Below are 14,299 nucleotides of genomic sequence, written 5' to 3'. Positions count from 1 at the left end.
AGGAGGTGCGTTTCGTCCAGCACCTGTTCGTTTCCGCCCGCAGCTGCACCGGACGGCCGGGCGGCCGAGGACTGCGCAATCTCGTCGCTCGCTGTCTCAGCTGGCGGTCATCGTACCGAGGTGCCGGGGAAGCTCAGGCGTTCTCGAGGACCGTCACCGAGGCGACTCCCGCCTGGGCGTCGGGCGCCGGCTTGGACTCTGGGGCGGCCTGCCCGTCAGGCGCCTCCGGGACCGCCCCGTCAGTCTCGGCTGCACCGATCGCCGCGTTCGTCGCCCCCAGTGCCGCGTCGAGGTCGGCGAGGATGTCCGCAATGTCCTCGATGCCGACGGAGAGGCGGATGAAGCGGCCGGAGATGCTCAGCTCGCAGTCGGCGACGGCGAGGTGCGTCATCGTCGCGGGGTGGTCGATGAGGGATTCGACGCCGCCGAGCGACTCGGCGAGGGTGATGAGCTTCGTGCTCCTCACCAGGGCCAGCGCCCGCTCCTCGGTGTCGGTGGAGAATGAGACGACTCCTCCGAATCCGCTCATCTGCCGCTTCGCGATCTCGTGCCCGGGGTGGGAGGGCAGACCCGGGTAGTAGACCTCGGCGATCTCCGAGCGCGCCTCGAGCCATTCGGCCACAGCCTGGGCATTCGCGCAGTGCGCAGCCATGCGCACCGGCAGCGTCTTGATGCCGCGCCTGGTCAGCCACGCGTCGAACGGAGAGATGCCCAGCCCCACGGATGCGAAGTGACTGGTCAGACGGTCGATCACCTCGGCGGCGCGAGGACAGGTCTGCCCGTCGCCGGCGAGCACGGCCCCGCCGATGACATCGGAATGGCCGTTGATGAACTTCGTCGTCGAATGGATGACGAGGTCGGCGCCGAACTCGATCGGACGCTGGAGGTACGGGGTCGCGAACGTCGAATCGACGGCGAGCAGCGCGTTCGCGGCATGAGCGATGCGCGCGGTCTCGGCGATGTCGATGACGTCGAGGCCGGGGTTGCTCGGGGTCTCCGCCCACACGATCGCCGTGCGGTCGGAGATCGCCGCCGCCAGCGCGCGCGAGTCGGTGAGGTCGACGGTGCGGATGCCGACTCCCCAGCGCGCGTACTCATTGACGAGCAGGCGATACGTTCCGCCGTAGACGTCGCGGGGGATGATGATCTCATCGCCGGGGCTCAGCAGCGCGGAGAACACCGCCACCTCGGCGGAGGTGCCGGAGTTGACGGCCGCCGCATAGGACGCGCCCTCGAGATCGCAGAGCACCTCCTCGAGGTCGCTGCGGTTCGGGGTGCCCGTGCGGGCGTAGTCGAAGCCGGCCCGGGTCTGACCCGGGACGTCCATCTGGAAGGTCGAGGTCTGGAAGATCGGGGCGACGACGGAACCGGTGTGCGATTCCGGGGCGGCGCCTGCGTGCACCGAGCGGGTCGAGACTCCGCTGCGGCCGGTCGAGCTGCGGTCTGATGCGCTCACGGCGTTTCCTTCCTTCTCATGAGACCCTCGACGTCGATGCCGAAGTCCCACCAGTCTGGGGTTGGATCGCGGCGGTGACGGAACCGCGCGTCCCGTGGAGTCACCGAGCGTCATCGGGCCGTCACGGGGTGTCATGATTCGTCATCCGGGGCGCCGGTTGCGCACCCCATCCACTTCCCTTCCGCCGCCGGACATGCGATGTTTGGCCTACGCCCGATCACTCATCAGGAGACCCCATGGCCCTCAGCTCCGACTCCGCCCGCGAACCCGGCCGCGACATCGACCCCGACCGGGACCTGCTCATCGAACGCGTCATCCGCGCGCCCCGCGAAGCGATCTGGGAGGCGTGGACGAATCCTGCCCAGCTGGTCCAGTGGTGGATTCCCAAGCCGCTCGTCCTGCGCGTCGACGCCCTCGACCTGCGTCCCGGCGGCGCGTTCGTCACCGGCATGAGCGAGGACGGCCAGACATTCGTCCCGCACGTCGACGCCGTCTTCCTCCGCATCGAGGAGAACGCACGGCTCGTCTTCACCAACGCCGTCGACAGCACGTGGCATCCCGCACTGCCCGCCCCCGTTGCGATGACCACGGAGATCATCCTCGGCGACGGGGAGGCCGGCACCGACTACCGCGCGATCGTCCGCCATGCCGATCCGCAGCAGCGTGCCGCGCATGAGGAGCTCGGCTTCTTCGAGGGCTGGGGCACCGTCACCGAGGCGCTCGCCCGGCTCGTCGAAGACTGACGTCCGCGGCCGCGGTGAGTTCTCCGCAGCCGGAACGAGATCCGGGCCCGGAGCGAGATCCGGTTCCGAAGCGACGTCCGCGGCCGGTCGGCGAAGGCCTGCGGCGAGGACGAGCCCGGCGAAGAGCAGCCCTGCTGCGAGGAGCGTCCAGACGAACGGCGCGAGACCGACGAGCAGGGCGATGCCGATTCCCGCCATGGCACACCCGACCGCGGACGCTGCCCGGACTCGCTCGGAGAGTCTCAGTCCCAGGACCGACTCGAGCCCCCGCCCCAGGCTGTCCAACCGTGCCGGTGCAGGCACATCGACCTTAGCCATCCCCGCCGCGACCACGGCGGCCAGTCCGCCGACGAGGACCACCCACGGCAGCCGCGTCAACCACCACCACGGGGATTCGACGGTCGGGACCACGACGCCGCTCAGCCATGTTCCGACGCCGGTTCCGGTGCCGGCGAGCGCACCGGCCGCCGCGCCCTGGATGCCGATGAGCGCGATGATGACACTCATGTGCCAGAGGTAGACGTGCATGCCGTTGGCGTTGCCCCACGCGATCACCCGTTCCCAACCCGGGCCGCGGTCGAGGGCGGCGGCGAAGCTGTCGTGGACCAGCCGCAGCAGACACAGCTGCACGAGTCCGAGGAGGACGAGGGCGCCCGTGGGCGGGTTGAGGTTGACGAGCATGTTCGGACTGTAGACACCGGCGGAGACGAGCAGGACCAGAGCACCGAGCGCCATCGCTGCGACCGCGGCGAGCCCGGTCGGTGCGACCGTGCGTCGGCGCAGGTCGTCATAGACGAACCCCAACTGCTGGATGAGCGGCCAGACGACGAGAAGATTGAGATAGCCCAGTCCGGTCAGTCCCGTGACACGGACGAGGCCGTCGACCATCGCGACGGCACCGGCGAGCACGACGAGGGTCCGCCTCGGCGCGCGCTCATGGAACTGCGCCATGAACGGCACGAGTGCAGTGAGACCGACGTAGACGGCGAGGAACCAAAGGGGCTGGCCGATGCGCAGGCTCGCCTCGGCGAGGAGACCGCGCGGCACGCCGGATTCGGAGGCCAAGGCGAGCCCGGTGCCGGCGCCGAGGACGAGCACGGTGACAGGGGCGACGAGCCTGCGGACGCGCACCCGCAGGTAGTCGGCCCCAGTGCCGCCGCCGGCGATCGTGCGCCGCCACTGCTGGAGGGCCGCGAACCCGCCGATGGCGAAGAAGAGCGGCATGATCTGAAACGCCCATGAGGCGAGCGCGAACCCGGTCGTGCCCGACAGCGCCACCGTCGGAACGATCGCACCGTCGGTGCCGAGCTCGACCCCGCTCATCATCGTGTGGAGGACGACCACGACGAGGAGGCAGCCGAAGCGCACGAGATCGAGAACCCGATCACGCGTGAATGGGCGGTCCGCAGCGATGGGCGCGGTTCTGCTGAGGGACATCGTGACTCCTGGTTCGACGGCGAGTGCCTGGCGGGAGCGACGTTAGGGAGCGGGTCCGGGAGTCCGCATCACCTCAGAGGTGCGACCTGGCGATCAGGTGTCATACCTGCGGGGGACGCGGCGCTGTCGGACAGCGCTCCCGAGTGCGAGAATGGCAGCAGACCCGACGTCAGGAGCAGCGACCATGACCATCGCCTTCGCGACCACCGCCCTGCCGATCATCGGCGCCCCCATGGCCGGCGGGACCACGACCCCCGACCTCGTCGCCGCCGTCGCCCGCGCGGGCGGGTTCCCCTTCGTCGCCGGCGGCTACCTCACCGCCGAGGCGATGGCCCCGCTCGTCGAGGCCGCGCGCGAGGAGACGGAGACGTTCGGAGTCAACCTCTTCGCCCCCAATGCCGTCGCACTCGACCGCGAATCCTTCGACGGCTTCGTCACCGCCCTCGAACCGCGGGCCGCCGACCTCGGAGTCGCTCTCGATCGCGACCCGGTCAGCGACGACGACCACTACCCGGCGAAGATCGACTGGCTCGTCGCGCACCCCGTGCCGCTCGTGTCGATGACCTTCAATCTCCCCACCACCGAGGTGGTCGACCGCCTCCACGCCGTCGGCACCCAGGTCGCCGCCACGGTGACTGCGGTCGACGAAGCCCGCGACGCAGCCGCTCGCGGTGTCGACGCCCTCATCGTCCAGGGCCCGAGCGCCGGCGGGCACACGGGCACCGCGGATCCGACTCGCGAGATCGAGGACCGTCCCACGGTCGATCTCGTCCGGGAGATCCGCGCCGAGGTGGACCTCCCCATCGCCGCCGGAGGAGGAGTCGACGGTGCGGAGGCCGTGGCCGCCCTCCTCGACGCCGGGGCGAGCGCGGTCGTCGTCGGGACCCTCCTGCTCCTCGCCGACGAGGCCGGCACGTCGGCACCGCACCGGGCCGCCCTCCAGGATCCGGCCGTCTATTCGCAGACCCGCCTGACACGGGCCTTCACCGGTCGGCCGGCGCGAGCCCTCGTCAATGACTTCGTCCGTGAGTTCGATCCGATCGCCCTCGACGCCTATCCGGCGCTGCACCATCTGACGAAGGGACTGCGGGCCGCGGCGAAGCAGGCCGGCGACCCCGACAACCTGCACCTCTGGGCCGGCACCGGCTACCGCGCGGCGCGACCGGAGCCGGCTGAGACGATCCTCAAGGGCCTCGGCGGCCGATTCGCCCGGTAGGGCGCCAGGGCGCCCTACCCTCCGGCGACGACGAGACCGGACTCGTAGGCGGCGACGACGATCTGCGTCCGGTCCCGCAGTCCGAGCTTCGCAAGGATCCGTGACACATGGGTCTTCACCGTCTGTTCGGCGAGGAAGAGGTCGGCGGCCACCTCGGCGTTCGTCCTGCCCTTGGCGACCAGCGTCATGACGTCGATCTCGCGTTCGGTGAGCTGGCCGAGCACGGCGGTGTCCTTTGCGACCGTCGGACCGCTGACGTATTCGGCGATGAGGCGTCGCGTCACCGACGGGGCGAGCAGCGACTCACCGGCGGCGACGACGCGGACGGCATTGATGAGATCCTCGGCGGTCGCATCCTTGAGGAGGAACCCGCTGGCCCCGGCGCGCAGAGCGGCGAAGACGTACTCGTCGGCGTCGAAGGTCGTGAGCATGATGACCTTCGGGTGATCACCGGGCATCGCGAACACCGCCCGGGTGGCGTCGAGCCCGTTGAGCTGCGGCATGCGGATGTCCATGAGAATGACGTCGGGCGCGGTGCGACGCACGAGGTCGACGACCTGCGCGCCGTCCTCGGCGCTGCCGACGACGCTCATGTCCGACTGGGCGTCGAGGAGCGCTCCGAACCCCTGACGGACCATCGCCTGATCGTCGACGATCGCGACGCGGATGGGGGTGGGCTGAGTGTCCGGCATGCTCTCACGCTACCCGACTGCAGGCAGCGGACCGTCGCACACACGGGCACCGCCTGGCGACGTCGGCCGCGAGGACCACCTCGGCGGCTGCCAGGTTCACCCCTGAGTATGATGCGCGACCGCAGACCGCCTCCCTAATGTGCCTCTCGTCGGCGAACCCCTCGTCGATCCGAGAACACAGAGGAGCAGCCTGATGAACACCTTCGCCGCGCAGCCACCGCACACCGTTGTCGCGCCCGCGTCCGCCGACCGACCACCGAGCGACCCGGCAGCGACACCCCACAGCCACGGCTCAGGGTGGTCGCGCCGGGTCCGCACCCTCGGTCGCGATGCTCGCCTCGTCGTTCCGGGTCTGGCAGTCTCGGTCGCGGCCGTCATCATCCTCATTCCGCTCTTCGCCCTGGCCCTGGGCACGGCGGTCATCTGGGTCGGCGTCCTTCTCCTTCCCGTCGTCCTCGTCGTCGCCTCGAGCTTCGCTGATCTCTCCCGCGCCCGTGTCAGGCAGTGGGGTGCCCCGCTCGCCGCTGTGCCTCATCGTCCTCGCGGGCACGGGCTGCGGGGGTGGCTGAGCATCATCGGCGACGGGAGGCGCTGGCTCGACCTGCTCTTCGAATCGCTCTTCGCCCTGCCCGTGCGCATCGTCACCTTCAGCGTCGCAGTGTCCTGGTTCTTCGGCGGGCTCGGCGGACTCACCTACTTCTGGTGGGGCCGCTTCCTCCCCGACGACGGATCGGGTCTGATCGACCTCATCGTCGCCGGATGGAACCGGTCACCCGTCGTCGATCTCGGCTTCACTGCCGAGGCGACCTTCCAGTTCGCCGCCGGTCTCGTCCTTCTCCTCACCTTCCCCTTCGTCCTCCATGCCATGGCGCTGCTCGAGGTCGCCGCGGTCACCGCGGGGCTCAATCCAGTCGTGACAGCGCCGACCCCGGCGAGTCGACCCGGCACCGCTGCATGGGGCACATCGACTCCTGCGTCCTCGTCGAGCGGCGTCCTGTCGACCCCCACTGCCTCGACTGTGTCACACGCCACTGACACGATGGTGGTGGACACCGCCCAGACGGTGTCACGATGACCACGCTCATCCGACCGCCGCAGTCCCCCACACCACAGCGATCGTCCGAATCGCAGGAGACCACTGACATGCACACGCCCACCGCGCCGCTCGAGCCTGCTGACACGCAGGAGCCCACCCAGTTGCAGGCGCTCATCGGTTCCGACGGCTGGTACTGGCTGACGACGATCCTCGCCGCCGTCGTGCTCGTGGCCGTCGGCTGGCCCGTCTTCGCCTCGGCGTACGGGATGTGGGTCGTCGTCGCGATGCTCATCGCCCTCGGTCAGGCGGTCGCCCCCGTCCTCGCGATTCGCCTGCCCACCCTCGCCGTCGTCGTCGGCGCGGTGTCCTCGGCCGCCGGCATCGCCGCGACTGCGCATACCTCCGGTCTCGTCTGGCCGTGGGCGGTGACGACGACGATCGCCCTCGGACTCACCTGCATCGTCCTCGGTCTCCGTCACCGCTGGCCCCACCTTGTGGCCGCCTGGGCGGTCAGCGCCGTCATCGGCGCGGGCAGCCTGCTCCTCCCGCACGCCGGGGCCTTCCAGGGAGCGTTCGCGAACGCGATCACGACCGCGGCGATCACCGCCGGGGTCGGAGGCATCGCCGTCCTGCTGCGCCTGTGGCTGACCGGACGCAGTCAGTTGGCCGCCGAACGTCGGCTCGGTGCCGCGGAGGCGGCCAAGCGCACCGAACTCGACAACCGCAACCGCATCGCCCAGGAACTCCACGACGTCGTCGCACACAGCATGTCCGTCATCAGCGTGCAGGCGACGACGGCGCAGTACCGGCTGCCCGACCTCGACCAGCGCAGCCGGGAGGAGTTCGATTCGATTGCCGGATCCGCCCGGCAGGCGCTCACCGAGATGCGCGGACTCCTCGCTGTCCTCCGCGGCAGCCACGACGCCGATCTGGCACCGCAGCCGACGATCGATGACATCCCCGGGCTCGTCTCGGCGACGCGGAGCACGGGCGCACACGTCGACCTCGAGTTCGCGCCCGATTCCGCCCGCGTCGCTCCGACAGCCGGTCTCACCGCCTTCCGTGTCGTTCAGGAGGGCCTGTCGAACGCGCTGCGTCATGCCGCGGGAGCGCCGATCCAGGTGGACGTCACATCCGTGGACGCCGGGATCGTCGTCTCCGTCGTCAATGGCGCGCCCAGCGCGCGGAACCGAACCGCTGCCGGCGCGGGGAACGGGATCGCACCGGACCCGCAGACTGCGGCCGGAGCGGGTTTCGGTCTCACCGGCATGCGAGAGCGGGTCGAGGCACTCGGCGGCAGACTCACCGTGGGACCCACAGAGGAGGGCGGCTTCGCCATCACCGCGGTCCTGCCGACGGTGTGAGCGCATCGGCGCCTCCACTCCGGGGGCCGGGCCCGCGACGCGAACCCGGCGGGAGATCCCCGTGACGCCACGGTCGGCCGCGACGTCAGATCCATCCGCCGAGGCTGTCCTCGACGACATCGCGACCGAGGTCGCCGCGTGGCGGAGGAACTTCACGGGGGTGCGCTTCACGGTGTGAGGGCAGTCCCGGTGCGGGCACGCCGGAGGGGGTTCCCGGGCCCAGGTCGCGATGGGCGCGGACAGGTCGTCGCGCAACTGTCGCACCGGGGCCGATCGCGCCGACTGTGCCTGCAGTCCGCGGCACCCGCAGTTCGGGACCACGACGACGGGCGTCGAGGATGACGACGAGCGCGAAGACGATCGGCGCGGCAGTGCCGACCGCGAGCACCGCCGGCGGCGTGTCCGTCGCATTGAGATCGGTGCCGGCGATGATGCCGAAGCCGAAGGCGAAGAGGTTGTTGACCGTGTGGAAGGCGATCGCCGCCTCGAGCCCGTTCGTCTTCAGCGTGAGCACACCCATGACGACGGCGAAGATCCCGACGCTGATGAGACCGGGCACATCATAGATGTGTCCGGCCACGAAGAGCGGGATAGGCAGGAGAAGTGCCCACGCAGGATGACGCATCCAGCTGCCGATGACGGTCATCGCAAGCCCGCGGAAGACGAGCTCCTCGCTCATCGCCTGGAGTGGGACGAGCAGCAGGACGAGGACCAGCTGCAGCGCGAGCTGGTGCCCCCATGCGACGCCGTGTTCGATGGCGACCGTTTCAGGCGCGATGATCCCGAGGACGACGAGACCGACCGCCCACACCACCAACGAGAGCAGAAGATACCGCCCCAGCAGCCGCCACCGCATCCCTCCGGGAACTGAGTTGGGCCGAGCGCGGGTCTGCTGAGCCCACGAGCCGTCTGCGCCGTCGCCCCTCCCGTCGAACCCCGTGCCAGCAGGGTCCGCCGCCGCATCGGCCCTCAGTCCGTCCGGGTCGGCCTCCGCACCAGCCGGGTCCGTCGCCGCAGCGGCCTCAGCGTTGACCCCTGACCCTGCTGCCCCGCCGCTCCTCCGCACGGAGATGAGCGGGAAGAACCAGCGCTGGTAGACGGTGAGCATCGCCAGTTCGAGGGTCGGCCACATGAGGATGACGGACAGCAGCATCGTGAGGAGACCCGTCACCGTGTTGAGATCGTCGATGCCGGCGACGGCGGTGTCGACATCGTCGGCACTGAGTCCCAACCAGACGGCGACGACGGTGAGGAGTCCGACGAGGAAGACGAGGTAGTACAGTGCGGCAAGCCCGACGAGGAGGGCGGGCTTGAACCAGCGGTTGCCCGGCAGATCGCGGAGCAGACGCAGATACGCGGTGGGGATTCGAGGGCTCATGCTCTCCACCGTTCCACGGTCCGCCCGTGGCCGCTGTCCGTCATCGGCATGGACATTCTCATCCTTTCGGCTGACCTCGCCGAGGCGACCGCCCGGGTATCGTCGAAGGGTGCCCTTTCGCGCCCGCCACCACCGTTTCTTCCGCGCCGCCCTCTGGACGACGATCTGCTTCGTCATCGGCGCACTCATCGTTGCCGGTCTCATTGCCGCCAACTGGTCGAACCCGAACGATCCCGCTGTCGACGAATTCAGCCGAAACGCCGAGATCACCATCCACATCGTCTTCGGGGCGATCTCCCTGGCCTGCCTGCCCATCGTCCTCTGGCTCGACGGGCGGACCGTTCCCCGCTCGACGCTGAGGCCCAAAGTCCTGGCGGCTGAGAAGCTCCGGGAATTCCTGTCGACGAGTGGCCGCGGAGGCGAGACGTTCCTCGACCGGGACGGATCGGTCGAATCCCTGCAGCGGCACACCGGAGGGTGGATTCCCGTCACGCTCGGTCTCATCGGCGTCGCCTTCGGAACCATCGGAGTCCTCGGAATCGCGTCGTCGGGGCTGCTGATGATCACGCTGTGCGCGCGGCGCAACTGGCTCCTCACCATCTCGACGCTCCTCGTCTCGATCGCCGCACTCACCTTCGCCTACGTCATCACCCCCACGGCCCTCGGCGGCTTCCAGCTGCCCGTCTACCTCTTCAATCTGTCGTCCCTGTCGATCATCGTCGTCATCGGCGTCATCCGCGGTGCCCGTGAGCAGGGCTTCATCGACTCCGCCGCCCAGACACTCCTGCGCGGGCAGTCCCGGCAGGAGCGGGCGATCGCCGAGGTGCGCCGGAGCATCGCCCGCGACATGCACGACTCCCTGTCACACCACCTCAGCGTCATCGCGATGTACTCCGGTGCGCTCTCCGTCCGCGAGGATCTCGACCCGGCGTCGGTGCGCGAGAGTGCCAGGCTCATCGCCGACAGCGCCCGCCGCTCCGGCGTCGAACTGCGCGAAGTGCTGACGATGCTGCGCGGCGACGACCAGGGCACCGTCGTCGATCCCGACCTCGAACCACTCGTCCGCGGCCGTGCGGACAGCGTCGACCTCGTCTACGAACCGCCGCTCACCGCCGCATCGCTCCACAGCCTCGGCGCCCTTGAACGCACGACGATCTACCGCTTCGTCCAGGAGGCGATGACAAACGCCGTCAAGCACGCGCCCGGCGCGCGGCTGACGATCACCGTCGCCGTCGACGCCACAGGAGACGCCCTGCTGCTCACCGCGAGCAACCCGGTGACGCGCCACCGTGCCGTCGGCGCCGGACGCAGCACCGCGGTGCCGCCTCAGATGTCGCCGATCGCCGGATCCGGGCTCGGACTGCTCGGCCTGCGCGAGCGGATGGAGGCGATGGGCGGCGACCTCACGGTCACCACCGGACCCGATTTCGTCCTCCGCGCGCGGATTCCCGCGCCCGGACTCAGCGCCTCACCGGATTCCGCACCCGCTGACGACAGCGCGCGGCAGACCCGCGACAGCGCCGACCCGGAGACCGAGGAGCACGGACGGTCGAGTCTCGAACGCGCGGTGCCCGACCAGCGGCCCACCGCCCGCCCCGCCTCCGCCCCGTCGACCGAGGAGACCGCATGAGCCTGAGGATCATCATCGCCGACGACGAGTCGCTCATGCGCTCGGGACTCACGCTCCTCCTCGGCGCCGCGAAGGACATAGAGATCGTCGCCGAGGCGACCAACGGCGAGGAGGCCGTCGCCCTCTCCCGTGAGCTCGCTCCCGATCTCATCCTCATGGACCTGCGGATGCCGGTCATGGACGGGCTCGCGGCGACCCGCACGCTCATGGCGCAGGCCGACCGCCCCGAGGTGCTCGTCCTCACCGCGTTCGGCACCGACGAATTCGTCCACGAGGCGCTGCGCGCTGGGGCCGCCGGCTACATCCTCAAGGACACCCCGCCCGATGAGCTCATCAACGCGGTGCGCGCCGCCGCCGGCGGCACGCGCACGCTCTCACCCGGAGTGATGGATTCGCTGCTCGACCAGGCGCGATCGGCTGACGGCCGCGCACCGCAGCGGCAGGACGGGGTCCCGACCGCCGGCAGCAGCACCGGCCGTGACGACGCGTTCCTTGCCGGAGCCTTCGGACGGTCGACCGGTCAGGGCGGCCCGGGCAGCATGCGGAATCCTGCCCAGCCGAATCGCCCCGATCCGCTCGCGGCGCTGACCGCGAGGGAACGGGAGATCGCCGAGGCGGTGGCGAGCGGCATGACGAACGCCCAGGTGGCGCGGTCGCTCTTCGTCTCGACAGCGACCGTGAAGACCCACCTCGCGAGGATCTTCGACAAGCTCGAGGTGAGCACCCGCGTCCAGCTCGCCCTGCTCGTCAACGAGTCCCGCTGACCTCAGATCACTTCGGCGCCATGCGGATCGCGCCGTCGAGGCGGATCGTCTCTCCGTTGAGCATCGGGTTCGCGACGATCGATTCGACGAGCTGGGCGTATTCGGCGGGCTTGCCCAGCCGCGCGGGGTGGGGCACGGACTTCCCCAGCGATTCCTGCGCCTCGGCGGGCAGTCCTGCCATCATCGGCGTCTCGAAGATGCCGGGGGCGATCGTGACGACGCGGATGAGCGAGGCGGCGAGTTCGCGCGCCATCGGAAGGGTCACCGCGGCCACCGCGCCCTTCGACGCGGAGTAGGCGATCTGTCCGATCTGGCCGTCGAACGCCGCGACCGAGGCGGTGTTGACGATGACGCCGCGCTCTTCGCCGACCGGCTCCTCCTGCTGCATTGCGGCGGCGGCGAGGCGGCAGACGTTGACGGTGCCGACGACGTTGATGGCGAGGACCTTGGTGAACGCGTCGAGGGGCAGCGGGCCCTTCTTCGACACGAGCTTGCCCGGGGTCGCCACGCCCGCGCAGTTGACGACGATGCGCAGGGAGCCGAGCGCGGTGGCCGTGTCGACGGCTGCCTGCACCTGTGCTTCGTCGGTGACGTCAGCGGCGACGAAGTGGGCACGGTCGCCGAGTTCGCGGGCCACCTGCTCCCCCACCTCGGCGTTGAGGTCGACCATGACGACCTGCGCCCCGCCGGCGAGCAGCGTCTCCGTGGTGGCGCGGCCGAGCCCCGAGGCTCCGCCGGTGACAAGGGCGACTGTGTCTGTGATGTCCATGGGATTCCTTCGCGTCGGGGACGGCGGGGATCACGGCGCCGGGTCCGGCGCCGAGCGATCGTTCACTGATCCGACCCTACCCCAGCGGTGTCGCCCAGATCACAGGGGGTCACTCGCCGAGGTGGTGCCCGGCCGCCCGCGGCCACCGGCGTTCCCGGCGCCGAGGTCCGGCCGCCTCGGCGAGGTCGTCCGGACACGACACAGCCCGCCGGCCGCGGACACGGCAGGCGGGCTGGGTGATTCGCTCAGACGGTGACGGAGGCGGCGTCCTCGCGGACGCCCTTGAGCGCGCCGCCCCAGGCGACGAGGTCATCGACCATCGAGGCGAACGGTGCGGCGGACACCTCGGTGGGCGTGAAGGTGCCGTCAGTGACATCGGTGAAGATGCTGAAGGAGGCCTGGTCGCGGACGACGGCGACCTTGTAGTTGGCGAGGATGTGGCGCAGGTGCTCGGCCGCGCGCACGCCCTTGTCGGCTCCGTAGTTGACGATGCCGGCGACCTTGTGGTTGAACTCGGCGGCGACGAAGTCGAGTGCGTTCTTCAGCGAGCCGGAGATCGAGTGGTTGTACTCAGGCGTGACGAAGATGAAGGCGTCGAACTCGTCGAGCTTCGCCGCCCAGGCCTTGGTGTGGGCGTTCGCGTACATCTGGGCACCGGCGGGGATGACCTCGTCGAGGAGGGGGAGGTCGAAGTCGGCGAAGTGGACGACCTCGGCGGTGATGTCGTCTCGGGCGTCGAGCTGGTCCTTGACCCAGGCGACGACCTGCGGGTTGAGGGCCTGGGGACGGTTGGTGCCGGGAATGATCGCGACCTTGAGCATGAATGTCCTTCGCTGTCTGTCGATGGTGAGCAGTGGACCGGCGACATCCGCCGCCGGAACCGGGCCGGCGCCGGAGATGACGACGGCTCCACCGACTGACAACATGCTTGAAACTTTAATCATTCCGAAGTTGCAGGGTGACGGTCCTCACAGTGAGGTTCTGCGGTATTGTCGAGGGGCGAGTGAACCCACTTGAAAGAATGTTCGATCCCCAATGACCGAGGAGCGTGGTCACGTGAGAGCAACGAACGGCCGCAACAACATCCTCCGGTCGGCCCGCGACACCTTCGCGACGAAGGGCTTCGACGGTGCGTCGATCCGCGATATCGCCCAGGCGGCGGGGCTGAGCCTCTCCGCCCTCTACTACTACTTCCCGTCGAAGCAGGAAGCCCTCTACGAACTCGTCCACGCAGCCTACACGTGGTACATCGAGCACAGTCGGGCCGTCATCGCCGAGGTCGACGACGATCCCGTCGATCAGCTCGCGGTCTCCGTGCGCTACCTCTCCCGCTACCGCATGGCCAACGTCTCCGTCTCCACGGTCCTGCTGCGCGACACCGAGCGCCTGGGCGGAGAGAACGCCGCCCGGATCAAGACGCTGCAGCGGGAGGCCAGGGACATCCTCGGCGACATCATCCAGGCGGGCATCGACTCGGGTGCGTTCCGGGTCAGCCACGCGCAGCTCGCGACCCGGGCGATCCTCTCGATCTGCAACTCCCTCTCGATCTGGTTCCGTCCCGGCGGTGAGCTCGACTCCGACCAGATCGAGCGCGAGTTCACGCTCTACGCGCTGCGCATCGTCGGCATCGACGCCGACGACGCCGAACTCGACCGTCTCCTCGCGCTGCCCGTCAACGAGGCGGGCATGCTCGACTTCATCTCCGACGGCAAGTAGGACCGTCCGCGAAGCAGCTCTGTTTCTCAGCAGCCCCGCCGCTCGACAACCCCGCCGCTCGACGACCCTGCCGCTCTGCCATTCAGCCGCCTTCCGGG

General features: G+C 69.6%; 12 protein-coding genes and 1 pseudogene. 7 read left to right on the top strand and 6 right to left on the bottom strand.

Going from position 1 to position 14,299, the window contains the following annotated elements; all coding sequences use genetic code 11:
• Positions 1–133 precede the first annotated feature (133 nt).
• Positions 134–1,456, bottom strand: coding sequence for an aminotransferase class I/II-fold pyridoxal phosphate-dependent enzyme (locus FFS20_RS03020; protein ID WP_249356544.1), 1,323 nt, complete (start codon positions 1,454–1,456; stop codon positions 134–136).
• Positions 1,457–1,692: 236 nt separating this feature from the next.
• Here FFS20_RS03020 and FFS20_RS17850 point away from each other — a divergent pair, with 236 nt between their 5' ends.
• The gene (locus tag FFS20_RS17850; RefSeq protein ID WP_171006962.1) at positions 1,693–2,199 is read left to right on the top strand and encodes an SRPBCC domain-containing protein; all 507 of its coding nucleotides are present in this window, start codon (positions 1,693–1,695) and stop codon (positions 2,197–2,199) included.
• 396 nt (positions 2,200–2,595) lie between these two features.
• Here FFS20_RS17850 and FFS20_RS18195 read toward each other — a convergent pair.
• A pseudogene (locus FFS20_RS18195) lies at positions 2,596–3,636 on the bottom strand (acyltransferase); the annotation flags it as partial.
• Between the two features lie 184 nt (positions 3,637–3,820).
• On the opposite strand from FFS20_RS18195, the gene FFS20_RS03010 reads away from it, so the two are divergent.
• Positions 3,821–4,852 (top strand): nitronate monooxygenase, encoded by a 1,032-nt coding sequence (locus tag FFS20_RS03010; protein ID WP_137824464.1) that lies wholly within the window; start codon positions 3,821–3,823, stop codon positions 4,850–4,852.
• A gap of 14 nt (positions 4,853–4,866) precedes the next feature.
• Here the strand turns inward: FFS20_RS03010 and FFS20_RS03005 are convergent, their stop codons facing one another.
• The gene (locus FFS20_RS03005) at positions 4,867–5,544 is read right to left on the bottom strand and encodes a response regulator transcription factor (RefSeq protein ID WP_137824463.1); all 678 of its coding nucleotides are present in this window, start codon (positions 5,542–5,544) and stop codon (positions 4,867–4,869) included.
• Positions 5,545–5,737: 193 nt separating this feature from the next.
• Between FFS20_RS03005 and FFS20_RS03000 the strand changes: the two genes are divergently transcribed.
• Both FFS20_RS03000 and FFS20_RS02995 read left to right on the top strand, forming a co-directional pair.
• Positions 5,738–6,619, top strand: coding sequence for a sensor domain-containing protein (locus FFS20_RS03000; RefSeq protein WP_137824462.1), 882 nt, complete (start codon positions 5,738–5,740; stop codon positions 6,617–6,619).
• A 68-nt stretch (positions 6,620–6,687) separates the two neighbouring features.
• Positions 6,688–7,944 (top strand): sensor histidine kinase, encoded by a 1,257-nt coding sequence (locus FFS20_RS02995; RefSeq protein WP_137824461.1) that lies wholly within the window; start codon positions 6,688–6,690, stop codon positions 7,942–7,944.
• A gap of 85 nt (positions 7,945–8,029) precedes the next feature.
• Here FFS20_RS02995 and FFS20_RS02990 read toward each other — a convergent pair whose 3' ends face one another.
• On the bottom strand, positions 8,030–9,322 hold the full coding sequence (locus FFS20_RS02990) for a CPBP family intramembrane glutamic endopeptidase (RefSeq protein WP_171006958.1): 1,293 nt from the start codon (positions 9,320–9,322) through the stop codon (positions 8,030–8,032).
• 109 nt (positions 9,323–9,431) lie between these two features.
• On the opposite strand from FFS20_RS02990, the gene FFS20_RS02985 reads away from it, so the two are divergent.
• Both FFS20_RS02985 and FFS20_RS02980 read left to right on the top strand, forming a co-directional pair.
• A complete protein-coding gene (locus FFS20_RS02985; RefSeq protein WP_249356532.1) occupies positions 9,432–10,952 on the top strand; it encodes a histidine kinase in 1,521 nt (506 codons plus the stop codon).
• On the top strand, positions 10,949–11,716 hold the full coding sequence (locus tag FFS20_RS02980) for a response regulator transcription factor (RefSeq protein WP_137824458.1): 768 nt from the start codon (positions 10,949–10,951) through the stop codon (positions 11,714–11,716). Before FFS20_RS02985 ends, FFS20_RS02980 begins: the two co-directional genes overlap by 4 nt.
• A 7-nt stretch (positions 11,717–11,723) precedes the next feature.
• On the opposite strand, the gene FFS20_RS02975 is transcribed toward FFS20_RS02980, so the two are convergent.
• Positions 11,724–12,485 (bottom strand): 3-hydroxyacyl-CoA dehydrogenase, encoded by a 762-nt coding sequence (locus tag FFS20_RS02975; protein WP_137824457.1) that lies wholly within the window; start codon positions 12,483–12,485, stop codon positions 11,724–11,726.
• A gap of 245 nt (positions 12,486–12,730) precedes the next feature.
• Complete coding sequence (locus FFS20_RS02970) at positions 12,731–13,411, bottom strand: NAD(P)H-dependent oxidoreductase (protein ID WP_349290509.1); 681 nt, start codon at positions 13,409–13,411, stop codon at positions 12,731–12,733.
• Between the two features lie 130 nt (positions 13,412–13,541).
• Here FFS20_RS02970 and FFS20_RS02965 point away from each other — a divergent pair, with 130 nt between their 5' ends.
• On the top strand, positions 13,542–14,201 hold the full coding sequence (locus FFS20_RS02965) for a TetR/AcrR family transcriptional regulator (protein WP_137824456.1): 660 nt from the start codon (positions 13,542–13,544) through the stop codon (positions 14,199–14,201).
• Positions 14,202–14,299: the final 98 nt, after the last annotated feature.

The organism is Brevibacterium sp. 2SA, from assembly GCF_005502845.1.
GTDB lineage: Bacteria > Actinomycetota > Actinomycetes > Actinomycetales > Brevibacteriaceae > Brevibacterium.
The sequence above is the reverse complement of the archived record's forward strand: the minus strand, read 5'-3'. Positions and strand labels throughout refer to the sequence as shown.